General features: G+C 44.2%; 17 protein-coding genes, 2 tRNA genes and 1 riboswitch. Of the genes, 13 read left to right on the forward strand and 6 right to left on the reverse strand.

Going from position 1 to position 26,495, the window contains the following annotated elements; translation table 11 throughout:
- Positions 1–40: 40 nt before the first annotated feature.
- The 3 genes from AC1EKB_RS02395 to AC1EKB_RS02405 all read right to left on the reverse strand — a co-directional run bounded on the left by AC1EKB_RS02395 (position 41) and on the right by AC1EKB_RS02405 (position 4,062).
- Positions 41–1,096, reverse strand: a complete 1,056-nt coding sequence (locus AC1EKB_RS02395; RefSeq protein ID WP_481248749.1) for a ribonuclease H family protein — start codon at positions 1,094–1,096, stop codon at positions 41–43.
- Positions 1,097–1,224: 128 nt separating this feature from the next.
- Complete coding sequence (gene pgm / locus AC1EKB_RS02400; protein WP_481248750.1) at positions 1,225–2,898, reverse strand: phosphoglucomutase (alpha-D-glucose-1,6-bisphosphate-dependent); 1,674 nt, start codon at positions 2,896–2,898, stop codon at positions 1,225–1,227.
- Positions 2,899–2,928: 30 nt separating this feature from the next.
- Positions 2,929–4,062 carry a diacylglycerol/lipid kinase family protein gene (locus AC1EKB_RS02405; RefSeq protein WP_415694582.1) on the reverse strand — a complete coding sequence of 378 codons (1,134 nt, stop codon included), beginning with the start codon at positions 4,060–4,062 and terminating at the stop codon, positions 2,929–2,931.
- A gap of 288 nt (positions 4,063–4,350) precedes the next feature.
- Between AC1EKB_RS02405 and AC1EKB_RS02410 the strand changes: the two genes are divergently transcribed.
- From AC1EKB_RS02410 to AC1EKB_RS02430, 5 genes are all read left to right on the forward strand, one after another.
- Positions 4,351–5,871, forward strand: a complete 1,521-nt coding sequence (locus tag AC1EKB_RS02410) for a L,D-transpeptidase (protein ID WP_481248751.1) — start codon at positions 4,351–4,353, stop codon at positions 5,869–5,871.
- Positions 5,855–7,165, forward strand: coding sequence for an App1 family protein (locus tag AC1EKB_RS02415; protein ID WP_481248752.1), 1,311 nt, complete (start codon positions 5,855–5,857; stop codon positions 7,163–7,165). Before AC1EKB_RS02410 ends, AC1EKB_RS02415 begins: the two co-directional genes overlap by 17 nt.
- A 110-nt stretch (positions 7,166–7,275) precedes the next feature.
- Positions 7,276–9,867 (forward strand): S9 family peptidase, encoded by a 2,592-nt coding sequence (locus tag AC1EKB_RS02420; protein ID WP_481248753.1) that lies wholly within the window; start codon positions 7,276–7,278, stop codon positions 9,865–9,867.
- Positions 9,868–9,897: 30 nt separating this feature from the next.
- The gene (locus tag AC1EKB_RS02425; RefSeq protein ID WP_004131732.1) at positions 9,898–10,617 is read left to right on the forward strand and encodes a Crp/Fnr family transcriptional regulator; all 720 of its coding nucleotides are present in this window, start codon (positions 9,898–9,900) and stop codon (positions 10,615–10,617) included.
- An 88-nt stretch (positions 10,618–10,705) separates the two neighbouring features.
- Positions 10,706–13,129 carry a transglycosylase domain-containing protein gene (locus AC1EKB_RS02430; RefSeq protein WP_481248754.1) on the forward strand — a complete coding sequence of 808 codons (2,424 nt, stop codon included), beginning with the start codon at positions 10,706–10,708 and terminating at the stop codon, positions 13,127–13,129.
- A gap of 38 nt (positions 13,130–13,167) precedes the next feature.
- Here the strand turns inward: AC1EKB_RS02430 and AC1EKB_RS02435 are convergent, their stop codons facing one another.
- Entirely contained in the window at positions 13,168–14,322 is a 1,155-nt protein-coding gene (locus AC1EKB_RS02435) for a quinone-dependent dihydroorotate dehydrogenase (RefSeq protein ID WP_481248755.1), read from the reverse strand.
- A 135-nt stretch (positions 14,323–14,457) separates the two neighbouring features.
- On the opposite strand from AC1EKB_RS02435, the gene AC1EKB_RS02440 reads away from it, so the two are divergent.
- The 3 genes from AC1EKB_RS02440 (at position 14,458) to AC1EKB_RS02450 (ending at position 18,119) form a co-directional block, all read left to right on the forward strand.
- A complete protein-coding gene (locus AC1EKB_RS02440; RefSeq protein ID WP_481248756.1) occupies positions 14,458–16,503 on the forward strand; it encodes an ABC-F family ATP-binding cassette domain-containing protein in 2,046 nt (681 codons plus the stop codon).
- A gap of 87 nt (positions 16,504–16,590) precedes the next feature.
- On the forward strand, positions 16,591–17,355 hold the full coding sequence (rph, locus tag AC1EKB_RS02445; protein WP_004112121.1) for a ribonuclease PH: 765 nt from the start codon (positions 16,591–16,593) through the stop codon (positions 17,353–17,355).
- Between the two features lie 80 nt (positions 17,356–17,435).
- A complete protein-coding gene (locus tag AC1EKB_RS02450) occupies positions 17,436–18,119 on the forward strand; it encodes a non-canonical purine NTP pyrophosphatase (protein ID WP_415694589.1) in 684 nt (227 codons plus the stop codon).
- Positions 18,120–18,215: 96 nt separating this feature from the next.
- On the opposite strand, the gene AC1EKB_RS02455 is transcribed toward AC1EKB_RS02450, so the two are convergent.
- Both AC1EKB_RS02455 and AC1EKB_RS02460 read right to left on the reverse strand, forming a co-directional pair.
- Positions 18,216–18,296: transfer RNA gene (locus tag AC1EKB_RS02455), tRNA-Leu, on the reverse strand.
- Positions 18,297–18,332: 36 nt separating this feature from the next.
- Positions 18,333–18,405 (reverse strand) — tRNA-Thr (locus AC1EKB_RS02460).
- A gap of 323 nt (positions 18,406–18,728) precedes the next feature.
- Here AC1EKB_RS02460 and pgi point away from each other — a divergent pair.
- The 5 genes from pgi to lepB all read left to right on the forward strand — a co-directional run bounded on the left by pgi (position 18,729) and on the right by lepB (position 26,471).
- Positions 18,729–20,423, forward strand: a complete 1,695-nt coding sequence (gene pgi / locus AC1EKB_RS02465; RefSeq protein WP_481248757.1) for a glucose-6-phosphate isomerase — start codon at positions 18,729–18,731, stop codon at positions 20,421–20,423.
- A gap of 434 nt (positions 20,424–20,857) precedes the next feature.
- Positions 20,858–21,018: riboswitch (M-box (ykoK) riboswitch) on the forward strand.
- A 390-nt stretch (positions 21,019–21,408) separates the two neighbouring features.
- Positions 21,409–23,157 (forward strand): ABC transporter permease, encoded by a 1,749-nt coding sequence (locus AC1EKB_RS02470; RefSeq protein WP_481248758.1) that lies wholly within the window; start codon positions 21,409–21,411, stop codon positions 23,155–23,157.
- Positions 23,158–23,323: 166 nt separating this feature from the next.
- Positions 23,324–24,859 (forward strand): ABC transporter ATP-binding protein, encoded by a 1,536-nt coding sequence (locus tag AC1EKB_RS02475; RefSeq protein WP_481248759.1) that lies wholly within the window; start codon positions 23,324–23,326, stop codon positions 24,857–24,859.
- A 254-nt stretch (positions 24,860–25,113) separates the two neighbouring features.
- A complete protein-coding gene (rplS, locus tag AC1EKB_RS02480; RefSeq protein ID WP_004127473.1) occupies positions 25,114–25,482 on the forward strand; it encodes a 50S ribosomal protein L19 in 369 nt (122 codons plus the stop codon).
- 35 nt (positions 25,483–25,517) lie between these two features.
- Entirely contained in the window at positions 25,518–26,471 is a 954-nt protein-coding gene (gene lepB / locus AC1EKB_RS02485; RefSeq protein ID WP_415694594.1) for a signal peptidase I, read from the forward strand.
- The last annotated feature ends 24 nt before the right edge of the window (positions 26,472–26,495 follow it).

Below are 26,495 nucleotides of genomic sequence, written 5' to 3' on the forward strand. Positions count from 1 at the left end.
CTTATTTCATACATACTACATATTAGTCTGCGTTCAGATTTTATTCTGTTTTGTTTGCAGCTTTTGTTTGAATATAAAATTCAGTTGGCTCTAAGTTAAAAGTGCCATCTGGCATAACGTATCCGCTTAACTGTATTGTGCCTGTTATAAATCGTGGATTTCCGTTAAAACTTGGGCTTGTGTTTGGAGCAGGCGTAAATTGCAATGTTCCGCATACGCGCAATCCTGGAACTGCTTTATATTTTTGTTCTGATTTGTTTTGGGATTCGTTATATTTGGATTCGTTATTTTCATGCGATTCGTCTGTGTCTTTTGATTCTTCTATGGCTTTCGATTCGTCATTTGTATTAATGATTTGCGTAGATGAGTCGCAAGCAGCGTTGTTATTTGCGTATTTAGTGGCATCGCTAAATGTTTCACGCTCTGTTTCACGGCTTGTTTCACGCGTATTATCGCCATTAAAATCAGGATTAATATCTTCTCCAACGCATCTGCCAATGTGGTATTCGCTACTAGAAATTTTTCCATCCAATAGCATTTTTGCGTCTTGCGGAACGTCAACGCCATCCGAATATGATGAAGAAATCAACGATTTCCACCCTTCTAATGGCAAATATCCATCCTTCAATTTGCTGCGGCAATCTTCGGCATAAGTTCTAGCAAGCTCGTCAACCTTCTCGTTTCCCGCGTTTCCAGCGTGTCCCTTAACCCAAACAAACTTAACTGAGCCTTTACGCTTACAAATCTCTTCGTCAATTGCGCGAATAAGTTCTGCGTTTTTTACAGGCTCTTTTTTGGAGTTCTTCCAACCGTTCTTTTTCCAACCATGAATCCAAGTTGTTGCACAATTAATCGCATATTGCGAGTCGCTTTCGATTGTTAAAGGCTCACTTCCAGGATGTGCTCGCAAAGCTTCTAGAACTGCACATAATTCACCTATTTGATTCGTGCCGTTAGTAGCTCCGCCTGCATCCGCGTTACCAGCGTGATTGTGCTCGTGAGCGTTGCCCGCTTCGTCTATGTGGTCTGCCCAAGCCCAGCCCATTGATCCGTTTGGATTTCCTAGAGCAGATCCGTCTGTAGAAACAACAATCATTGCAAAACCTTTCAAAAAATGCGCTGGCAGCATAGCAACCAGCGCATATATAAAAGCTGTTAACTTCGACTAATCGTAAATCAACTTCGATTAACCGAAGTTAACTTTAACTAATCGCAATTAAAGCGTTACGCTAAAGCCTTGTCAACTACAGCAGTAGCTTCCTCAAGCACCTTGTCAAGCGCTTCTGGAGAAACGAAGGACTCAGCATAAACCTTGTAAATGTTCTCGGTACCAGATGGGCGAGCAGCGAACCAATTGTTCTTAGTTGTAACCTTCAAGCCGCCAATCTTAGCGCCGTTTCCAGGAGCCTCAGTGAGCTTTGCTGTAATATCTTCGCCAGCAAGCTTAGTCGCTTCAACGTCGTTGCCACTAAGAGCCGCAAACTTTTGCTTTTGCTCAAGAGTGGTTGGAGTATCTACGCGCTTGTACCAGCTTTCGCCAAAGCGAGCAACCTGGTCTTGATGAAGCTGAGCAGGATTCTTTCCAGTCTTTGCAGTGATTTCTGCAGCGAGCAAATCAGGAATCAAGCCATCCTTATCGGTGGTCCACACGCGGCCATCCTTGCGCAAGAAGCTCATTCCGGAGCTTTCTTCTCCTCCGAAAGCAACTTCGCCACTAAAGAGTGGGTCAACAAACCACTTAAAGCCAACAGGAACTTCCACAAGCTTTGCGTTAATGGAAGCAGCTACGCGGTCAATCAAAGAAGAAGACACAAGCGTCTTGCCGATTGCAGTATTCTTTGGCCAATTTGGACGAGCGCCGCCGAACAAGTACTCCACGCATACTGCAATGTAGTGGTTCGGGTTCATAACACCCCAGTTAGGGCACACAATACCGTGGCGGTCAGCATCTGGATCGGTGCCGCCAACTAAATCGTACTTATCCCAAGCGCCAGCGTTAAGCTGATCAACTAAGCCCTTCATTGCGTAAGGGGAGCTTGGATCCATACGAATCTTGCCATCGTGGTCAATTGTCATGAATCGCCAAGTTGGGTCAACTTCTGGACGTACAACGCCAATGTTCAGGCCGTACTTTTCGTTCATAAGTGGCCAATAGTTTACGCTTGCGCCGCCGAGTGGGTCAATTCCCAAACGAACTCCGCTAGAGCGAATAACATCGAAGTCAATAACATTTGCCAAATCGCTAACGTAGTGTTCGCGGTAATCGAAGCCTTCAACCAAATCAGACTTGATTGCTTCTTCGAAAGGCACGCGCTTAATGGACTTGTAATTGTCGAGCAATTCGTTTGCGCGGTTTGCAATCGCATTAGTTACGTCTGCGGGGGCAGGGCCACCAGTTACAGGATCGTACTTAAAACCACCGTCGGTTGGAGGATTGTGTGAAGGAGTTACTACGATGCCATCTGCCAAACCTTCGCCGCTAAAACGCTGAGTGCCATCAGCTGCGCGATTATGCGTCAAAATAGCTTGCGACACAACAGGTGTTGGAACAAAGTCGCCTCGCGAATCCACGCGAACGTGAACACCGTTAGCAACCAAAACCTCAATAGCGGTTTTTTGAGCAGGCTCAGAAAGAGCGTGCGTATCTCGACCAATATAAAGAGGGCCAGTTACGCCAGCGTTCTTGCGATACTCTGCAATAGCTTGGGTGATTGCAACAATATGAGCTTCGTTAAACGAAGTTTTTAATGCAGAACCACGGTGACCAGACGTGCCGAAAATAACACGCTGTTCTGGAATGTTGGAATTTGGAACTTCATCGTAGTAAGCGCCAATCAAAGCGTCGACGTCTACTAGATCTTCTGGGGTGGCGGGCAATCCCGCATTTTTTGCTACCATAATTTTTTATTTTGCCACGGCGATGGTATTTTAACGTAAGTCGGCGGTATTTTGGGTTAAAGAAGATTGCAAACTCTCTGGCACACGCACGCATAATGCTCTTTTATCTACGCTAAAACGCAAGTGTTTTGTGTAGCCCAAAATATCTCCGTCAACTTGCACAGGAGCAGATCGCTCAAGTTTTACAGTAGCTGCCAGCCCCTGCGATTGATCGATTTTAGAGTTTGTGGAAAATGGGCTTTGTTGCGCTTTTCCAGTAACAGTTTGGTGTACAACATCTCCAAATAAGTTAGCCCATCCAATTAATCCGCCAGATGTGTCAATAATCTCAAAGTCGAGTATGCCATCGTCGTAAGCGGCTTCTGGCATAAGCGAAAACATTGGAATCTGACCGCAATTTCCAGCCATAAGCGTGCGGAAAGATATTGCACTAGATGTGTAATCCGTTCCATCTTTGCGCGTAAAAGTAACGTCTCCGCGGTATTTTGGCGCAAACAAGTGCTTAACGCCTGCAACAAAGTACGCAAGCCAGCTTATGTTCTTTTTTAACGCTGGATTAGTGTCGTCTATCATAAGCGCGTCGAATCCGATTCCCGCAATAATCAAAAACGCGTGACCGTGGTCTTCGTACGGTTTATCGAGTATAAAAACGCGACCAACGTCAACAAACCTAGACCCATGGCTAGTTGCCACTCTTAGTGCAGCTTGAACATCGTCTACAGGAATCCCCATATTTCGCGCAAACAAATTTCCCGTTCCAATTGGAATTATCCCCATTGCGTGGTTCGTTCCGCTAACTGCGCTCGCAACTGTTCTAACAGTGCCATCTCCGCCAACAGCAACAACAACATTTGCGCCATTTTTCAAAGCTTCTAACGCGCATTCGCGCCCGTCTTTATTAAGCTGCGTATCTATTATTTCGTACGTAAAATCGTTGCAATCGCAATATTCTTTAATGCTTTTTCTGTATTCTTCGGCTTGCGGTTTAGAAGGATTTAGTATAAAAGCGTAGTGAACGCTGTCTCCGTGCCTTTCTGCCAGTTTTTCTGCTAAATGATGCTTCTTCAAGGTACGCGTAACTATCATGATGACGAATGGCGCAAAAACTAGCGCAAAAACAATCACCATTAACGCAATTGTTGCTTGAATTGGCATATCTGGCATATTTATTATTCTTGCACACATCTTTAATATATGGACATTATTTTGACAATATTTATAAAATTTGATTATTTCTTTACATTTTCATCACTTATTGCGTTATTTTACGCATTGCGGCATTTGATTAGAGCTTGATTGCGGCATTTGAATATGAGTTTGATTATGCGCTTAATTACATTTTGACATTGGCATGTTTGCTGAGTTAGTGCCATTTATATGATTTTTATATGCTAAGCAAGTGATAAACTTACAGCGTGCGTTTGCGCGTAGAACTAGCAGGGGTTTAAGGTTATGTCTGAATCGCAAGAAAATAATATGAGCGTTTTTGAATCCGACGATACTGAACAATTTGAAGTATCGAAAAAACGTGTTAAAGGCAATAAGTCTGCGCTTGTATTGCTTTACTCGTTTATTATTTTCTTAATACTTGTAGTTGCGGCTTTTGTAGGGTCGCAAGCATACTTCCGTAACCGTGTTGCTCCTGGAGTGCATTTTGCTGGCAGCAGTGAAGTTTCGGGCGCGCAGATTGAAAAAGTCGCAGATGCTGTAAATAGGGCGATTGAAAACACAAAGATTGAGATTAAAGACGATTCTGGAAAAATCTCTGTTGAAACACTTAAAGACTTATCGGTAAGTGTAGATAAAAGCGCAACTGTGCAAAACATTATGCGCGCAAAGCACAATAACGTGTTTACAATGCTTATGCCTTGGTTGCAAGAAAACGTTGGACTTAAAGCCAAGTTAGACAACGAAAGCATGGACGCGTACATTGTTAAAAAGTTTGTTAGCGAAAAAGATAGGGCAATGCCGTATACAGCTAAGTTCGATTCTTCTTCTAACTCTTATGTTGTAGAAGATGGTGTTCCAGGCCGTACGATTATAACTTTGCCAGTTCGTGAGGCAATTAAGCGTGTTCTAGAAAATCCTGGTAAAACAGTAAAAGTTACGGTTGGCTCTCGTAGGGTAGAAGCTCCAATTAAGCGTGATGTAGCGCAAAAAACTGTTGATCAACTCAATAATCTGCTATCTAAAAAAATTACGTTAGATAATGGCGATTCAAAAGATTTTACGCTTTCAAAGGCTGTTTTAGCATCTTGGATTAAGATCGATGCAGATTGTGCAAAAAAGAAGATTTCGTACAAGGTTGATGCCTCTGCTGCCGACGCATGGCTTTCTAAAGAGCTTGCTAAGAATCTTAATCAACAAAAAGTAGACCAAGAAGACACCTATAACAAGCAAGGAAAGTTTATATTAACAACGCTTAAGGGTGAAAATGGTATAGAAGTTAAGTATTCTAAAGACTTTGCAAATAAAGTTGTTCAAGCTGTAGAAAAGTCGGCAGATGCAAAGCTTAGTGTTCCAACAAATGTTGTTAAGTTTGGAATCGAAAAAAAGACTGTTGATATGCGAGTTGTTGTTAACAAGTCAAACCAAACAATAAGCGTTTACAAAGACGATCAGCTTCTTAAAACATTCCCAGTTTGCAGTGGCTCAAACGGTTATTACGAAACGCCAAACGGAACGTACTTTATTTACTTGCGCTACCGAGTGCAAGATATGCGCGGATTTAACCGAAACGGCTCTAGGTATTTCTTGCCTGGAATTACTTGGGTTAGCTACTTTAACGGCGGAATCTCATTCCACACAGCTCTTTGGAACAATGTTGGTATATCTCAAGGATATCCTGCAAAGTACGGTTCTCATGGATGCATAAACATGTATGAGCAAGATGCAAAGTGGGTGTTTGAAAACTGCCCTCGCGGAACAGTTGTGGAAGTTGTTGGAGAACAACCAGATGGACCAGTCCGCTAATAAAGCAGCGAATTTGAAGGGCAATTTGCCTGCTGCATCTAGAAGAGTTAGTAGCACTCCGATCCAGGTTCGTGTTACAGAAACGCTGTTTGATACTCCTTCTAGCGAAGAGCGCTTAGATAAAAAGCCTCCGATTGTTCAATTTGCTAGAAAGTTTGCAACGTCTAGCTTTGGACTTTGGGTGCGTATAAGTGGCAAAATCGCTCGGCATTTTGGCTGGTTCCCTAGCGTTGAGCCATATATTGGCTACGGTACCGACCGCTACGCACGCTTGATTTGCCGAACCGTTTTAGCGCCTAAAAATGGACATCATTCCGCGTTAAAGCGCGGTATTTACGCAATGCTTGTTGTTCCTGCAATTCGCGTTAAGGTTGCTCTAAGTATTGATAATGTTGCTGTTGAATGGGCGCAGGTTGGCGATTCTTCCGTGTATGATAAGCCAGATTCTGCATATAACAGCAGCGCAGAGTATTGCGTTTCGGATTGTTCGGGTTACTTGGATTTGGTTACCGAAAGGTCGCTTTTGCCAGGCGAACACAAGGTTTCGTACACGGTTGATAATCGCAATGCTGTTGAAGCAAGCATGTTTGTTATATCGGAGCAAACGCCTTTAGGTATTATTTCCGACGTTGACGATACTATTATGGTCACTCAAGCGCCTTCTCCTCTTAGAGCTGCTTACAATTTGCTTATTATGAACCCCGAGCATAGGCATGCTGTTGATGGAATGAGCCACTTTTTTAGGCGTATTAAGGATTCAATTCCTAGCGCTCCATTCTTTTATCTATCCACTTCTCCTTGGAATGTGGAAGCTTCAATTCGACACTTTATTTTGCGCGAGGGTTTTCCTGCAGGACCTCTTCTTCTTAGGGATTTAGACCCGCGTCCTAAGACTTTTGTTCCAACTGGCCCGCAGCACAAGCTTGAGTTTGCTCAACAGCTTATGGATGATTTTCCAGACATGCGATTTATTCTTATTGGAGATGACGGCCAAAAGGATCCTTCGACTTATGCAAAAATCATTGAAAAGTTCCCAGATCGCGTTCTTGCTGTTGGCATACGTCAGCTTAAAAAAGACGCAACTTTGGTTGATTTTAGGCGAAGCATGTCTAAGAATTTTGGCGTGACTCTTGCATCTTCTAGAGTTGCTAAAACTTGCAATGGTATTTTTGTTGAAGCTAAGGGTGCTGCTGGTACTTTTGAAGGTGTTCCATTCTTTGCTGCTCAAAATGGCAATTTGCTGGAAGATATTATGATTCCGTTTATTGCTGATTCTGTTAATAGCAAAGCGTGATTTTAATCAAAGACTGATTTTAAGTGTTTTAAGTGTTTTAAGTGTTTTAAGTGTTGTAGTTGTAAGTGTTGTTAAGATTGTAAAGATAATAAAGGTTGTAAAGGTTATAAATGGAAGATAGTTCGCTAAAAGTTAGTGATTTTAATACTGTTAATAGTGATTTTAATACTGTTAAAAAGCCACTTCTTGCAAAACGAGTTGACTACGTTCGTAAGTTTCATAACGATGTATTCGTAGACGAATATGCATGGATGAATAACACTAAATCCAAGGAGTTGCGTGATTATATTGACGCTCAAAATGAGTACACTAGCAAACGCGTTTCTAGTTTAGAGCCTTTACGTAAACATTTGTTTAGCGAGCTAAAAAGTCGTGTTCAAGAAACAGATATGTCGGTTCCAACGCGCATGGACGGCTATTGGTATTACGTTAGAACAGAAGAAGGCAAACAATATGGCGTTCAATGCCGTATGAAAATTAAGAGCGAAGATGATTGGAATCCACCCGTTATAGATGAGCGCGCGCATGCTGGTCAAACGCCACGCGAAGAGGTTATTTTTGATGCGAATATAGAAGCTAACCGTTTTAATGGCGGATTCTTTCAGCTTGGCGGAATGGATATTAGCTTAGACGGAAGTCGAATGCTGTTTGGAGTTGACTCTAAGGGTGATGAAAGATTTGACTTTTATATTCGCGATTTTTGCTCGGAGAAAAGTGGCGATTTTAATGGCAAAAGTGGCGGCTTTGATTGCAAAAATGTTGAAGAAAATGGTGGCGAAAGTGGCGATTACAACACTCGCTATAACAACAGTTTTGTAACACTTTCGGATTGCATCAAAGGCGTATCTTCCGCGCTTTTAACGCCAGATGGAAAATGGGTTTTCTACGTAACTTTAGACAGCGCTTGGCGACCATATCAAGTATTTAGGCATAGGGTTGGAACAAGTGTAGAAAATGACGTTAAAGTTTTTGAAGATTTAGACGAACGCTTTTTTGTTAGCGTGTACGAAAGCTTCGACGAGCGAAGCGTTATTATAAACAGCAGTTCTAAAACCACTTCACGCGTGTTAATGCTGCCTCTAAGCACTCCAGAAGGCGATTTTAGAATGGTGCTTAAGCCTATAGAAAACGTGGAATACGACGTTTCGTTTGCGTGCTTTGAGAATTCTGGAGAAGATGGCAAAGACATTCCACTAATGTTTGTAAGCCACAATCTTAAAAATCCTAATTTTCAAATTGATGTTATAGATTTGCGGAAGCACTCTGCGGATTCAATGCCATTTAATATTGGCGAAGGCATCTGTGTTGCGCAAGGGTCTCCATACGGATGCCAAAATGGCGATTTAATAGAAAAAGGCGCGAGTAAAAAGGCCATTAGTGCGCCGTATTACAACAGCAAAAATCCTAAGATTTTGCAAGGTTTGCGCGGCTTGAGCGTAGATGGTTTAAGCGTTTATAAAAACTACGTTGCTCTTTCTTTCCGTGCGAATGGCTTGCCTCAATTAGCAGTTATGACTAAAAGCAATGCTGTTGAAGATTTTAAGGCAGGCTGCCCATGGAGATTCCGCCTTGTAAAAGAAGATGGGTTTGTGGAAGATTCTTGCGAGTCTGCGGATTCTTGCGATTCGTTAGTTTCTTGCGATTCTTGCGCAAAAGTCGGAAGCTTCCGTTCCGCTAGCGCTCGCAAAGAATTGTCTAAAATAAGTCTTGAACAAGCAAAAAATAGTCGAATCAGTCTTATTGGAGCAACGGGAAATCCGTGTTATGAAGCGCCAAAAATACGTTATTCTTGCTCAAGTTACGCAACTCTTGGAGCGTTAAAAGAACTAGACCCAGCAACAGGTAAAAGCGTTTTACTTAAGCGCGGGAAAATTTTAGGCGATTTTAACGAAAACAACTACGCAGAAAAACGAGTGTGGGTTAAAGTTCGAGACGGCGAGAGCGTGCCAGTTTCGCTAGTGTGGAAAAAAGACGCTGTTGCAAAAACAAATGCAATGTTTATAACCGCTTACGGAGCGTACGAGATTAGCAGCGATCCGTATTTTTCTGTTGCGCGTTTAAGCATGTTAGACAGAGGCGTGCTTTTTGCTCAAGTGCATGTTCGGGGCGGCGGAGAAATGGGTCGCGCGTGGTATGAGAATGGCAGGCGGCGCAATAAAAAACACACTTTTGAAGATTTTGTAGATGTTACGCGCGCTTTGCAACAAGCAGGTTATGCTGATGCGAATCAGACTGTTGCAAATGGTGGTTCCGCGGGCGGTCTTCTTATGGGAGCTGTGGCAAATATGGCTTCGCAATGCTATGCAGGAATTGAAGCGGACGTTCCTTTTGTAGACGCGCTTACGTCTATGTTGGACGACTCACTGCCGCTTACTGTTACCGAGTGGGACGAGTGGGGAGACCCGTTGCACAATGCGCAAGATTACGCGTATCTAAAGTCGTATACGCCTTACGAGAATGTGCCTGAACACGTCGATGCAAGTGAGTTTCCAAAGATTCTTATAACGTCTTCGATTAACGACACTCGCGTTCTTGTTACGGAGCCGCTTAAGTGGCTTGCGCGATTGCAAGCGGCTGGAGCGGATGCGATTGCGCGCATTGAAACAGAAGGTGGCCACGGCGGAGGCTCTGGTAGATATAAAAAGTGGGAAGAAGTTTGCTACGAAAACGCGTGGTGTTTAGATGCCATGGGTATTTCGTAGAATATCCTTAAAACACATTGGAGGCTGATTGTGGTAAGAATTAAGCCAGATAAGCCCTATGCGGAAGACCTTCCATTAACGCATACAGCGTTATTTAAGCAAGTGCCACTAGACCAAGCGAGGGAGCTGCTAGAACACTTGCATGAGTCGGTTTTTTCTAAGGGGCAGGCGATTTTTAACGAAGGAGATACGGATCGCCGCATGTATCTTTTGGAGCGCGGACGCGTTAAGCTCGTTCGTCATTCTAGAGATAATCGTGTGCAATTGCTTAGCATTCACACGCATGGGGAAATTCTTGGGGAGATTCCTGTTTTTGACCCGTATGGCGGGCCGCGTACGGCTTCTGCGATTGCTATTACAGATAAAACTCGCGTGCTGTGGCTAGAAAATGAAGTGCTTTTTAACTGGTTAGGTCATCATCCGCGAGTTGCCGTAGATATGCTTCAAGTTTTAGCTGCTCGCTTAAGAGCAAACAACGAGCATATTTCTGATCTTGTTTTTATGGACGTTCCAGCAAGATTAGCAAAAACGCTTTTGAACCTTGCTTCTAGATTTGGAGAGCCTGTTAGAGAAGGCGTGCTTGTTCCTCACGATTTAACTCAAGAAGAGCTTGCGCAATTGGTTGGATCTTCTAGAGAAACAGTTAATAAAGCGTTGATGGATTTTGCGCAAAGAGGTTGGATTAAAAGACATGGAAGGTCGATTATTATTTACGAGCCTGGAATGTTGATTCGCCGAGCAGAAAGATAAATCGTGCAAATCGCGTAAATCTTATAAATCTTGTAAATTGCGGTTTTTGCGTGCCGCAACGTAGAGGCAAGCCTCTAGAATAGTACGCATGCCTAAAAAGAAATCCCTAACAACTCGTAGAGTACTCGCACTGTTTCTTACGTACATCACTTTGTGTGTTGCAGGTGGTGTAGCTTCTAGTATTCTCTTTGTTCCAGGGGTAATGAGCATAAACAGCGTTGTTAAGTCTGTTGTGCCTTCTCTTAGGGTAGATGGTATTGATTTTGACGTTACTGCCTTGCCTCAAAAATCGCGATTATACGCTTCCGATGGCAAAACGGTTATTGCAACTTTTTATGCTCAAAACCGCACTGTTGTACCACTTAGGCGAATATCGCAATATATGCAACAGGCAATGGTTGCTCGAGAAGATCGACGATTCTTTGAACATTCTGGCGTAGACGTTCAAGGTGTTATGCGTGCGTTTGTGCAAACATTTATTAAAAAGTCAGATATGCAAGGCGGATCTTCTTTAACACAGCAATACGTTAAAAACGTTCTTATGATCAAAGCTAAGGAAGATAACGATCCTATATCGGAATATCATGCTGCAGAAAGTACTGTTGCTAGAAAATTGCGAGAAATGCTAATCGCAATTCAAATGGAGAAAAAATACTCAAAGTTAGAGATTTTGCAAGGCTATTTAAACGTTGCACAATTTGGTAGTAACAATCTTTATGGTGTAGAAACAGCTGCTCATCGTTACTTTAATACTACGGCTGCAAAGCTTAATCTTGTTCAAGCGGCAACGATTGCTGCAATCACAAAAAATCCTTCAAGGTACGATCCTTCTATAGAAGAAAATTGGCCAGAATCGCAAAAACAGAGGAATATTGTTCTTGATTTAATGCTCAGGCAGAATTTTATAAGCCAAAAAGAGCATGATGATGCTGCAAAAATTCCAATTAAAGATACGCTTAATATTCAGCACGAAGTTGCAAATGTTGGATGCCAAGCTGCTGGAGACGCTGCATTCTTCTGCGATTACGTTACTAAAAAAATATTGAATTCTCGCGAGTTTGGTAAAACCACTGTTGCGCGTCAAAAGCTTCTTAACGAAGGCGGATTAGACATTTACACAACAATGGATATTCTTGCAAACTCTTCTGCAATGGACACAGCTAGGGCTACTGTTCCAATCCACGATCCAAGCGGTTTTGAAGTTTCGATTGCTGCGATTAAGCCTGGAACTGGAGAAGTTCTTGGATTTGGAAGCAACCGTATTTACGATGCTACAGATGCAGCAAAATCAGACCCTACACACACTGCGATTAACTACGCTGTAGACGAGCGAGACGGCGGAGGTTTAGGCTGGCAGATTGGTTCTACGTGGAAGCCAATTAACATTGTTGCTTGGCTGCTTGCTGGAAAGTCGATTAATCAGCCTCTAAGAACAAGCATGCTTTATAACAATACCGATTTTTCTTGCGCAAGGTATCGTGGAATTGGGCGCTGGTCTGTTCAAAACTCTGGCGGCGGTAGTGTTAGCCCAGAAACGCCTTTAATGGGTCTTGTTCATTCTCATAACACTATTCAGGCAGCAATGGGAACCCAGCTTAAGCTTTGCGCTGTTGCGGAAGCAGCTAGAACGTTGGGGTATCACAATTCTCCACTTGGTCAAGAAGACGTGTTCTCTAAGAACTCGTTTAATCCTCCTATGTTGATTGGTGCTGTACAAGCTTCGCCGCTTACAATGGCAAATGTTTATGCAACAATTGCAGCTAATGGCGTTCAATGCGATCCTATAGCTATTAAGCGTGTAGTAGATAAGAACGGTAAGCGTTTGCGTGTTCCTAGCGCTAATTGCCATCAAGCAATACCAAAGAAGGTTGCTCAAACAGCAGCATACGCCATTAATCAAGGCGTTGTTCAGCCAACTGGTGTTGCACATATGGCTCAGCTAGAAGGTGGACGAAAAACGTTTACTAAAACTGGTACTAACGAAGACTTTTACATGGCAACAGCTGGATTTGTGCCAAACAAGGTATCTGCGTTTATTGCGGTTGGAAATGCGGAAGTTCAAAAAAGCTTTAACAACATGCGCATTAATGGCGTCTACCACAGCACATGGTATGGTACCTACATCGCTATGCCTGCTTGGAAAAAGTTTATGGATACGTACCTAAAGGCATCTAACACGCCTATGGATAACGATTACGGAAAACCAGATCCAAAGTATATGGCTGGCGGAAAAATGCCGTTGACTAGCGAGCAGATGCGTAGGCAATATGAGTTGCAACAGCAGCGTGATAGGGAAGAAGAAGCGCGCAGGCAGGCAGCTCAAGAGCAAAGCCAGGGTTCGCAAAGCGATCAGAGTGCACAAGGCTCTCAGGATTCGCAAGGTGATCAAAACTCGCAACAAGATGCAACTACAAACGGACGCTACGCAACGGGTGACGGAAGGCAAGACCAATATTCTGGTGACGCCAGCAGTGGCGATACTTCCAGCTTGTATTCTGGCGGAACTCGTTAGTGTGTTGTTGCTAGTGTGATGTCACTAGTGTGACTCGCCTAGAGCGCGTCTACTCCAACAGCATCCTTAACACTATTAAAGCCGTCTTTTCTAAGAATCTTTGCAAGACCGCGCTTTAACGTTGTAATTTGTTGAGGGCCTCTGTACATAAGCGAAGAAACGAACATAACCAAGTCGGCTCCGCTTCGAATCTTTTCATAAGCTTGTTTTGGTGTAAATACGCCACCAATTCCAGCAATTGCAAAGCGAGACCCAAACTCTCTTCTAGTTCGCTTAATAAGCTCATTGCTTGCGGCAAATGTTGGAGCCCCTGAGATTCCACCTTTCCAATCTGCAGGAATGTCTAGTCCATCTCTATTCTTGCGCAAATTTGCAATGCTCACGCCATCAACCTTATGTGCGCTTAAAATGTCTAACAAAGACTTAAATTGAGGCCATCCGCCCTTTAAGTTCAAAGGCATTTTTACAAGAGTTGGCTGAGGTCTGCTAACTTTATCTAAAACACTAAAAAGCTTATCTAAAGCATTTGGATTACTAAAAGGTTCGCCAGCCATAGTGTTTGGGCAAGAAATATTAACCTCAATCATCGAGCTTTTTCCGCTTGCGCGCTGCATAGATATGCGATAATCTTCAATGCCTTCGTCTAAATCACCAACAAGATTATCGTTAGTTCGCGCAATGCTTACAGAAAGTTGCATGCTTTTAGCATTTGTCCACGCTTTTTCTACTCTAGGAATCACAAATTCGCTGCCGTCGTTTGCAAGACCTGCATGAACAAGAAGCGAATCATATTGCGGAAGCCTATGATACCAAGGCTTAGCATTTCCTGCGCATGGGCGAGCAGTTGTGGAGCCAACTGTTTCAAAACCAAAACCAGCGTTGTCTAGAACTGTGCACAAATCGCAGTTTTTATCGAGTCCTGCGCTTAAGCCAAATGGATTCGCAAAATCTACTCCCATAACTTGCGTTTGTAAAATTGGATCCGTGTAGTCAAGCATTTGTCGCAAAAGCCACATTAATCCAGGAATGCGCTCGCTTATTTTGCAAAATGCGATCATGCGGTCATGTGCTTCGTCTGGCGGAATATTAAACACTAAGTGCGGCTTAATAATGTGCTTGTAGCTAAAAGTAAATAGGTCTGTTGCAGCAAGATTCACAGCATTGTGTAAAGAATTTTCAGATACGTAACTCATGATTCAATACTATACGACCTTAAGCATTTTGCAATTTTGGTGCAAAGCGAATCGACTTGCATTAGCGCGCTACGCTCTAAGCGAAAAAGGCAGGTCGTTGCGAATGGTATAGCAGCACAGCTATATTTGTGAGTTATGCCTACTTATGATTTGGGATTAGAACACGTTTCCCTTGAATTTGCAACAAAAACGATTTTCAAAGACGTAACTCAAGGCGTTTTTGAAGGCGATCGCATAGGAATCGTAGGCAAAAACGGAGACGGAAAGTCCACTCTTCTAAAGCTTCTTCAAGGTGTGATTAGCCCAGATTCGGGAAGAGTTACGCGCAGAAATGGCCTAACATTTGGCATTTTAAGCCAGCGAGATCCGCTAGACGATAATGCTACGGTTCGCCAGGCTGCGCTAGAAAATCGCCAGGATTACGAGTGGGCTGCAGATTCAAAGCAGCGAGAAATTGTGGAGTCTCTTTTGGGCGGAATCAACCTTGAAGCTAAGGTTGGCACGCTTTCTGGAGGACAGCGCAGGCGCGCGGATTTGGCAAGGCTTCTGCTGCACGATTGGGATATTTTGGCTTTGGATGAGCCTACGAATCATCTTGATGTTCTTACAATTCATTGGCTTGCGGAGCATCTTTTGCATAGGTGGCAAGACGGGCAGGGCGCTCTTTTGCTTGTTACACACGATAGATGGTTTTTAGACGAAGTTTGCTCTTCTATGTGGGAAGTTCACGATGGCGCAATCGACCCGTTTGAAGGCGGCTACAGTGCGTACATGATGCAGCGAGTTGAGCGCGAACGCCAGGCGGATGTTCGCGAAGAGCGCAGGCGGAATTTGGCTCGTAAAGAGCTTGCGTGGCTTTCTAGAGGTGCTCGAGCGCGTTCTACAAAGCAAAAATTCCACGTTAAGCAAGCTCGCGAGCTTATAGCAGACGTTCCACCAATGCGAGATACTCTTGAGCTAAAAAGAATGGCAACTTCTCGTCTTGGTAAGCAAGTTGTTGATTTGATTGACGTTACGCAAATTTTTGAGGATTCATCAAAGCCTGTTGGAGCAGATGCGGATATTGTAAAATCGCCATTTTCGCAACCTACGCATGATGGTAGCGTTACGATTTCTGTAGAAGAATCGCAAGTAGAATCGCAAGAATCGCCATTATCACAAGAAGAATCGTCATTAAAAGAAACGTGTGCAGCATTACAAAAAACGATTAGCGGACGCATGATTTTAGACAATCAAACGTGGCTAATAGGGCCAGGAGACCGATTCGGAATAGTGGGAGCCAATGGTGCTGGAAAATCAACGCTTTTAGGCATAATCGACGGCTCTTTGCATCCAACTAAAGGTCATGTAAATATTGGCAAAACTGTAAAATTTGCCGTCCTTTCTCAGCGCCTAGAAGAGCTGGAAAAGCTTGGAAAATATAAAGTCAAAGAAGTTTTGAGCCGATATAAGCCAAGCTACATAATCGACGGCAAAGAAGTGACTCCTGGTCAGCTTATGGAGAGGCTTGGTTTTAAGCCAGAGCAGCTTATGACGCCAATCGCAGACCTTTCGGGCGGCCAGAAGCGCCGCATGCAATTGCTTTTGATTCTTCTAAACGAGCCAAATGTGTTGATAATGGACGAGCCTGGAAACGACTTGGATACAGACATGCTTGCCGTTATGGAAGATTTACTAGACACTTGGCCAGGAACTTTGATTGTTGTGTCTCACGATAGATACTTGCTTGAGCGAGTGACTGATCAGCAATTTGCGTTGATTGACGGGAAAATTCGCCATCTTCCAGGCGGAGTTGATGAGTATCTAAAGATTATGGAAGACTACGAGCGTGCAAATATGCAAGAGTCTAAGGCAGATTTTGCGGCAGAATATGGGGGTAAGTCGGAGTCAAAGTCGGAGTCTGCAGAAGGTGTTGGATTAGATTCAAATCAAAAGTCAAATCAAAAAGCTGAAGCAAAATTAAGCGGAAAAGCGTACTATGATGCTACAAGAAGAGTTGCGGCAATAGAGCGCAAACTAGAAAAGCTTGAAGAAGAAAAAAGTGCGATTGAGCAAAAAATGGCAAGCCACGATCCTAGCGATTTTGTTGGCTTGCAAGAGCTTAACGAGAAGTTGCAGGCGAATCAAAGCGAATCTAGCGCGTTAGAAGAAGAGTGGCTTGAGCTTAGCGAGCAGATTTGATACAAAAGCACCACACTTTTTGCATCGCGATTTTGCTCAAGATTAATGCCACGTGCTAGTTAATGCCGCGTGCTAAATTGTTGAGTTATGGCTCAAATTAAGGATATGTTGGAATCTGTAAAACCTATTCGCTTTGATGGCAGAGATGTAGACGAGTTGCGACCAGTAAAAATCACGCGCAATTTTACAAACGTGCCAGAAGGCTCCGTTCTTATTGAGTGCGGAAACACGCGCGTTATGTGCACTGCCACTTTTACTATTGGCGTTCCGCGCTGGAGGAGAGACACTGGTTTAGGTTGGGTTACAGCCGAGTATTCAATGCTTCCAAGGGCCACTGCCGAGCGCACCGATCGCGAGTCTGTTAAGGGAAAAATCGGCGGACGCACGCACGAGATTAGTCGACTTATTGGTCGTTGCCTTAGGGGCGTTATAGACATGAAGGCAATGGGCGAGTGCCTTATTCAAATTGATTGCGATGTTCTTCAAGCAGATGGCGGCACGCGCACAGCTTCGATTACAGGCGCATATGTTGCTCTTGTAGACGCGCTAAATTGGGCCGAAAAGCACAAGCATATTCGCAGTGCTAAAAACGTTCTTAAAGACTCCGTTTCCGCTGTTTCTGTAGGTGTTATTAATGGCACTCCAATGCTTGATTTGCCTTATGTAGAAGATAGTCAAGCTATGACAGATATGAATGTTGCTATGACTGGTTCGGGCAATTTTATTGAGATTCAAGGCACAGCGGAGCATCGTCCGTTTAATCGCGATGAGCTTAACGTCTTGCTTGATTTGGCAGCCAAAGGCAATCGCGAGCTTCAAGCGGCTCAGCGCGCAGCTTTAAGTCAAAATTAAGTCAAAATTAAATAGAAGTTTATAGAAGCTTATATCTGTTTATATCTGTTTATTCGATAAATTATTAAGGAGTTGCGAGCGTGAAACTTGTTGTGGCAACGCATAATGAGGGTAAACTCGTTGAAATTAAGCGGATTCTTAACGAAGAGTTTGCGGAAATATCGGAGCATATTGAGCTTGTTACTGCTGGCTCTCTTGGACTTCCAGACCCAGTAGAAACAGGTGTGACTTTTGAGCAAAATGCGCTGATTAAAGCTAGAGACGTTTCTGCAAGAACTGGATTGCCAGCAATAGCGGATGATTCTGGCTTGATTGTAGACGTTTTGGGCGCGGCTCCAGGCATATTGTCTGCTCGTTGGAGTGGTGTTCATGGAGATGACAAGGCAAATAACGCGCTTTTACTTAAGCAGCTAGAAGATATTCCAGATCAATGCCGAACAGCGCGATTCCGTTGTGCTGCGGCTCTTGCTGTTCCTAAAGGCTGCGTTGATGCGGATCTTGAAAACGCTATGTGGAAAAACAACGGTTTTGAGACTGTTCGCGTGGGAGAGATGGTTGGGTGCTTGATTCGCGAGCCTAGAGGTTGCAATGGTTTTGGCTACGATCCACTTTTTGTGCCAAACGATCAGCCTATTAGGGATGGTGTTCAAATGCACGATTTAACTAGCGCGCAACTTAGTCAGCAAGAAAAGAATGCGATTTCTCACCGCGGAAGTGCGCTAAGAGCGCTTTTGCCTGAATTAAAAGCTATGTTTGTTAAATAGTTGTGACTTGAGTTTGTGATTTTAGCTCGCGACTTGAGTTGTGATTGTATCTTGCGATTAGTAGCGGCAATAGACTTGTGATTAAACTACAAAATGTGCGCGAGATGGGACTTGAACCCACACGTCGTAAGACACAGGAACCTAAATCCTGCGCGTCTACCATTCCGCCACTCGCGCAAAATCGCCTAAACAGGCAAAAAATGGATTTTTAAGAGCCACTTGACAGAATCGAACTGTCGACCTTCTCATTACGAGTGAGACGCTCTACCGACTGAGCTAAAGTGGCAACTGCCCGAGAAGCATTCGCGACTCGCGCACAAATCAAATACTATATATGAATATTTAGATTTTGTCTAGTGCGCCGCGCCGTAATGTTCGCATGTGTTCTAGTCAAAGTGTATTTCTGTCCGCTTTTGTGAGTATCTTGGCAATTGGAAGATGTGATGCAAGCACCTTGCTTAAGCTCATTTTTACACTTGTTTACATTATGATTTTTGCTTACGATTCATGATGATTTTGCATTGTGTTTAAGTGTGCCAAAGATTGTGCTTAGACTTAAAACATTTATTAAATCATCACATCACTTAATAAAGATGAAAGGACCTAGAAATGGCCATCAATCCACCAGTTGACGCCGTTAAGACCCCAGAATGGGCTGCATTGCAAAAGCACTATGATGAGTTGCAATCCGAAGGCGTGAGCCTGAAGAAGTGGTTTGCCGAAGATGCAAGTCGCGTGGATAAGTTGAGCTTCGAAGCTGGAGACCTCCACTTCGATCTTTCTAAGAATTTGATTAAGCCAGAAACGCTTAAGCTTTTCGCAAACCTTGCTAAGGCTGTAAAGCTCGACGAGCGCACTAAGGCAATGTACACTGGCGTGCACATTAACAACACCGAAGATCGCGCAGTATTGCACACCGCTTTGCGTCGCCCAGCAGAAGACGCTGGCAAGTTCATTGTTGACGGTCAAGATACTGTTGCCGACGTTCGCGAAGTTTTGGGTCGCATCTACGACTTTGCAAACAAGGTTCGCTCGGGAGAGTGGAAGGGCGTTACTGGCAAGAACATTAAGACTGTTGTAAACATTGGTATTGGCGGCTCTGACTTGGGTCCAGTCATGGTTTACGAAGCCTTAAAGCCATACGCAGACGCTGGTATTAGCGCTCGCTACGTTTCCAACATTGATCCAAACGATATGGCAGAAAAGACCAAGGATTTGGATCCAGAAACCACGCTTTTCATCATTGTTTCCAAGACTTTCACCACTTTGGAAACTTTGACTAACGCTCGTAGCGCTCGCACATGGTTGCTTAACAAGCTTCAGGAGAGCGGTGCTATTGACGGCAGCGATGCAAAGAAGGCAGAAGCTGTTGCAAAGCACTTCGTAGCTGTTTCCACCAACCTTGAGAAGGTGGAAGAGTTCGGCATTAATCCAACCAACGCTTTTGGCTTCTGGAGCTGGGTTGGCGGCCGCTACTCTGTAGATTCCGCTGTTGGTACTTCTTTGGCTGTAGTTCTCGGACCTGAGCGCTTTGAGGAGTTCTTGCACGGCTTCCATGCAATCGATACTTACTTTGCTGAGACTCCATTCGAGAAGAATGTTGTGGTTCTTCTTGGTATGCTCAACGTTTGGTACCGCAACTTCTACAAGGTTGCTTCCCACGCTGTTCTTCCATACGATCAGTACCTGCATCGCTTCCCAGCGTATTTGCAGCAGCTCACTATGGAATCCAACGGTAAGTCGGTTCGTTGGGATGGCACTCCTGTAACAAGCGAAACTGGCGAAATCTTTTGGGGCGAGCCAGGCACCAATGGCCAGCACGCTTTCTATCAGTTGATTCACCAGGGCACTCAGCTTATTCCAGCTGATTTCATTGCTTTTGTGAACACGCCAAATCCTACTAAAGATGGCGATCAAGATGTTCACGAGCTGTTCTTGGGCAACTATCTTGCACAGACTAAGGCTCTTGCTTTCGGCAAGACTGCAGACGAAGTTCGCGCTGAAGGCACTCCAGAAGAGATTGTTCCAGCTCGCGTATTTAGCGGCAACCGTCCAACCACCTCTATCTTTGGCGATGCTTTGACTCCATTTAGTTTGGGCGAGTTGATTGCTCTCTACGAGCACATCACCTTTGTTGAAGGCACTGTTTGGGGCTTGGATTCCTACGATCAGTGGGGTGTGGAGCTTGGCAAGCAGCTTGCAAAGCAGATTACTCCTGCAATTTCTAAGGATGATAGCGCTTTGGCAGCTCAGGATGCTTCTACCCAGAGCTTGATTCGCTTCTACCGCGCTCATCGCAAGTAAGTGAGTGTGTAACAATCTTATTTGATTGTTGATCTAAAGCCTCTTGTTGATTAAACTCTTCAAGAGGCTTTTTTATTTTTTGCTCCAACCTGTCTGAATGCTCTTCCTTGTTTGCTGTTGCGCAAGTAAGGTAGAGATTCGAGATTTTTCGCAGCGGATGAAGCGAACCTCAGCATGAAATGGTGATTCGCTGAAGCAGCAAGAAAAATCGAGAATCTCGGTGATAAAAACCACGTAAAAGTTCTAGATATTCAGAAGGTTTGATGTATTTCTATACGAGCAATAAAAGAGGAGCGTAGCGACGGGACTTGCGAGGAGAGAAATACTCAAACCTCGCGCAACGTTAAGTAAGGAATTAGCGCTCTATGCTTAGAGCGTAGCGCGAAAAGGCAATTCAAAAATAGGTTGACTTAAGAGTGGTGATAATTTATAATGAGCACGGTCGGTAGGTAAGGCTACCACGGGGATACGGGTTGCTGCCGCAACACAGTGGAGACACTGCAAGTTGGTCAACAGTCGTTGTCGATTTCAAGGCTTCGACTAATGCAACGCCATCGCCCTGCGAAGCTGAAGCTTGAACGACAAGATTAATGTTGATTTCTTTTGATTTGTAAATCACATTGTGTCCTCTTGCTTGCCGTCCGGTTCAATGACGATGCGATAGTACGGTTTTGCGTTGGCGCGCACAAGCTAGAGGAGGTGATTGCCGTGAAAAATGACAGTAGCAGTAGTACAAGTTGTAATCAAAGTGCTAATACAGTTAATGCTGTAAGTGACGATTCAGACAGTATTAGTAGTAGTACGGACGTTCCCCCTGAATATAAAAAAGCCAGCAATCGCCGCCAGAATACTTGCGTTTAGTGATTTAGTGATTTAGCTGATTAGGCTTACTAGCTTTATTGGGCTTATTAGCCTTATTAGTATTACGCAAAATAGTGGTGATAAGCGGCTCTCAAAGAAAATACGCGTTACCAGAGGACTTATCATGACAATATTTACAACATCTGGAAAAAGTGGTGCCAGCGCGCAAGTAGACGAAAACACTCGTTTTTGGTCCGACATTATTGTGTGCGTTGGCATAATCGCGCTTTTTGGAGTAAGCGCTTTCCTTTTGCAGCGCATTAACCAACCAATTGGCCCTAGTGGCATACCTTCCGCGGTTTCAACCGACCTTATTAATTTGCCGTATTACACGCTTAGATCCGTGTTTCGTATGATGCTTGCGCTTATTGCGTCGCTGATTTTTACGATTATTTACGGCTCTCTTGCAGCGCGCAGCCGCCGCTTGGGCAAGGTTCTTATTCCGCTGCTAGATATTTTGCAATCCGTTCCAATTCTTGGCTTCCTTTCGGCTACAGTAACGATTTGGCTTGTTATTTTCCCAGGATCGATGATGGGCGTTGAAGCCGCTTCGATTTTTGCGATTTTTACAAGCCAGGCTTGGAATATGACTTTCTCGTTCCACCGCTCGCTTTTAAGTGAGCCTAAGGAGCTGGACGAGGCCGTGCGCAGCTTGCAACTTACGCATTGGCAGCGATTCTGGGTGCTGGATATGCCAAACGCAATGATTCCGTTGCTTTGGAATTGCATGATGAGCGTTGGCGGCGGATGGTTCTTCCTTACTGCTTCCGAGATGATTTCCGTAAACAATCACACTTACGCGCTGCCTGGAGTTGGTAGCTTTGTTGCGCAATCTGCTGCAGAAAACAAGCTTGGAAACATTTGGTGGGCCATTTTATCCATGATTGTTGTTGTGCTTGCAATTGACTTCTTCCTTTGGAAGCCACTTACCGCGTGGGCAGAGCGATTCCGCATAACGCAAAGCGCATCCAATGAAGAGCGAAAGAGCGCGATTCTAACGCTGATTCGTCATTCGCATGCAGACGAAGTTATTAGCAAGCTGTTTTCGCCTATTCGCGAATGGTTGGAATTGGTTACGCGTCCATTCGGCCGCACGGGTGCAAAATGGCCTCGTAAAGCGTCTGCCCGCAAGCTTGGCGATTTAGTTTTTAACGTTGTAATGATTGTTCTAATTATTGCTGCGGCTGCGCAAATGCTTTACTTTGTAGCAACTCGCACAGGTTTGCAAGAGTTTGTTACAGCTGGAGTGTTAGGTGCTTTGACTTTTGCGCGCGTTGCTGTGTTGATTTTTGTAAGCTCGCTGATTTGGGTGCCAGTAGGCGTGTATATTGGTATGAATCCTAAGATTTCTCGCATTATGCAGCCTGTTGTGCAAATCTTGGCTAGCTTCCCAGCAAACTTTGTGTTCCCATTTGCAATGATGTGGTTTATGGCTTGGCACATTGACCTTGGTTGGGGAAGTATTATTTTGATGGCGCTTGGCACGCAATGGTACATTCTGTTTAACGTTATTGCAGGCGCTAGTGCGATTCCGGATGATTTAAAAGAGATGACAAGAAGCTTTAGATTAAATCGTGTGCTTAAGTGGAAGACTCTTGTTTTGCCTGCGATTTTTGGATCTTGGTGCACTGGCGGAATTACGGCCGCTGGTGGCGCTTGGAACGCTTCGATTGTGGCAGAGATTGTGGAATACGGCAAGAATCACATGGCAACTCAAGGTTTGGGCGCGTATATTACGAATGCAACAACCGTTGGTGATTCTGTAAAAACGCTTGTAGGAGTAACGGTTATGAGCTTAATTGTTGTGTTAAGTAATCGACTGTTCTGGGCGCCTTTGCAAAGGTATTCGGCAAAAAGATTCGTGTTGAATTAAGCGATTTGTTGAATTAGGCGATTGGCTAATCGCAGTTAACCGATGATTAGTTGCTTATTAGTCACCATTAATCACTAAATCAATAAATTCAAAAAAATTAAACTTATAAACCTACAAACCTACAAACCTAAAAACTTATAAACTTTACGAAAAGATTGGCAAAATTATGAACACTTTGAACAAAACCGCGGAAAAGGCTGCGCAATCTTCAATTACAAGCGATATCATCGACGCAAAGCACATAAGTCAAAGCTTTACGTCCGATAGTGGCACTACTCAGCACGTGCTTCACGACATATCGTTTACGCTGCGCGAGGGAGAGATCGTAGCAATTCTAGGGCGTTCGGGCGCTGGAAAGTCAACCTTCTTGCGAACAATGGCAGGCTTAATTCAGCCAACAGAGGGAACAGTTACGTATCGCGGCCGCGAGCTTACAGGTCCAAACCCAGGAGTTGCAATCGTTTTCCAAACATTCGCACTTATGCCGTGGCTTACTGTTCAAGACAATGTGGAGCTTGGTTTGCGCGCTAGAGGAGTTAGCAAAGAGAAGCGTACGGAGCTTGCGCTTGCTGCAATCGACGCAATCGGCTTGGATGGCTTCGAAACAGCGTATCCAAAGGAGCTTTCTGGCGGTATGCGTCAGCGCGTAGGCATTGCTCGCGCACTGGTTTTGCGCCCAGACGCACTGTTTATGGACGAGCCTTTCTCTGCTCTTGACGTTCTTACTGCAGAAAATCTTCGCCAAGAAGTTCTTAAGCTTTGGTCTAGCGAAGAGCGCGATATTAAGTCTGTTGTAATCGTTACGCACAATATTGAAGAAGCTGTGCAAATGGCGGATCGCGTGGTGGTTTTGGGATCTCATCCAGGTCATTTGATTGCAGACGTGCAAGTTGATTTGCCTCGACCAAGAGACAAGCATAGTGCCGAATTTGAGGCGATGGTAGATAATCTTTATGCGATTTTGACTGGCTCTAACCCAGAAAGCGATCTTGAATCGCAAGATACGGATTCAATGGAAGCTTCCGATTCGCCTAGTGCGGCTGCCGACTCTTTGCCTGCGGAACAAACGGATGCGGAAGAAACCGAAGCCGCTGCAATCGCCGACATGCTTATTCAAAAGCATCACGATGCAGAGGTGGAAGCTAAGCAAAACGAAGAGCAAGCGGAAGCTGGCGAGCCTAAGTCAGAGCCAGTTGCTGTGCACTTGCTGCCGAACGCAACGCCAGGAGGCATGGCTGGTTTGCTAGACGTTATATCGGAAGAGCCGAATGGCATTGATTTGGCTGATTTGGCTGCGGATTTGTCGTTTGAAATCGATGATTTGTTCCCACTTGTGGATGCTGGAACAATGCTTGATTTGCTTACAGCAGAAAATGGTCATATTACGATTACGCAAGCGGGTCAAGAGTGGCATAATGCCGACATTTTGCACAGCAAGCAGGTGTTTGCGCGACTTGCGATTGAGCATGCGCCTCTTGTTCACGCGATTGACCAGGCTTTGAGCAGAAACCGCAACGGCAAGCTTCGTGGTGAGTTGATTTTGGATTTGCTTCGCAGTAAGCACACGGACGCTTTGGCTCGTCAGCAGTTTGATATTGCGATTAGCTGGGGTCGTTATGGTGAGCTTTTTGACTACGATGCCGACGACGACGAGTTAACGCGTACTGTTGAGACGGCGCCGCTGAATGGCGTTGCGCGCTAAAATAGTGCGAAATAGTGCTTAATAATGTCCATTATTGAGCATAAATTTATGTTCGTATGCTTTCAATAAGCGGATGCCGCATAGTCTGCTTATTAGTAGTCTAGCCAGCTTTTGAAGATTGGCGGATGGAAGCCCCAAAAAGCAAACTTTTTGGGAAAGATTATTCAAAGTAAAGTTTAAAAGTCAAAATTAAAATTAGACAATTTACTTTGATATAACTTGCGCTGATATGCGGCGGCGATGGAGGAATTATTATGGTGAATGCTGTAGAAGCATTTGATGCTAAGCATCTTAAGGCTGCCGAAGAAATCCCAGCTTTCCGTCCTGGAGATACTGTTGACGTTAACGTTAAGATTCAGGAAGGCAACAACACTCGTATCCAGACTTTTACTGGCGTAGTTATTGCTCGTAAGGGTGCTGGCGTTCGCGAGACTTTTGTTGTTCGTAAGGTTAGCTTTGGTACTGGTGTTGAGCGTCGCTTCCCACTTCATTCTCCAGCTATCGATTCGATTAAGCTGGTTCGTAGTGGTCGCGTTCGTCGCGCTAAGCTTTACTACTTGCGCGCTTTGCGTGGCAAGGCTGCTCGTATTGCCGAGCGTCGTGACAACAGCGCTGCTAAGTAAATTTATTTAGGTTAAGGATTTACATAAGGATTAATATGCATTCCGAAGACTTGCAAAATAGCGATAATCATATTGTTAATGTAGCAGGTCACGGCTTGAATCCTTCTCCTGTTCCACCCGAGCCAGAAGTCAAGCGTAATCTTGCTTCTGGCTTTGGTGTTATGAGCGTTTTTAATTTTGGTTCTAAGAGTGCTAGGAGGGGTATGCACTCTAAACATTGCAAAATAAGGGGAAATCACGTTTCTGGTAATTGCGTGAATCATAGCGATTATGTGAATTATGCTTTGCGTGGTAATAATTCGGAGCAAAGCGATTATCAAAATTCGCAAGCGCAAAATGGCTCTAAAGCAAGAACAGTAAAGCTTTTCAAAACTTCTTGGAAAGAGCTTATTGCTTGGTATCTTGTGCCTATTATTGTTGTAATTTTTTTGCGTATTTTTATTCTTGGCGTGTATTTTATACCGTCGGGATCTATGCTAGACACAATTCATATAGGCGATTACGTTGTTACGTCTAAACTAACTCCTAGGGTTTTTCCGCTAAATCGTGGTGATATTGTTGTTTTCGAAGATCCTGCTAATTGGCTAAGCGGAGAAAGCAGCAGTGGCGGCATTCTTTCAGGCAAAGATTTAATTAAGCGCCTTATTGGTCTTCCTGGAGATACAGTTGAGTGCAAAGGGGATGGCGACCCGATTTTGGTTAATGGCGTTCCAGTTCTTGAATCTGCTTACATTAGGCCAGGTGTAAGTCCGAGCGCATTTGCTTTTAAGGTAAAAGTTAAGCCAGGCCATGTTTTTGTTCTTGGAGATAATCGCGCTAATTCAGCGGATTCTAGGTATCATAAGAACGATGGGGACGATGGTTTAGTGCCAATTTCTAAAATTGAAGGTGTTGCGTTTATGCGTTTTTGGCCGTTTAATCGTATGGGTATTTTTGAAAATCACAGCGATGCTTTTGACAATGTAAAAGCTAAATCTGCAAATAAGTAAGACGTAAGTAGACGTAAGTAGACG

The sequence above is a fragment of the Gardnerella sialicivorans subsp. sialicivorans genome, from assembly GCF_056746795.1.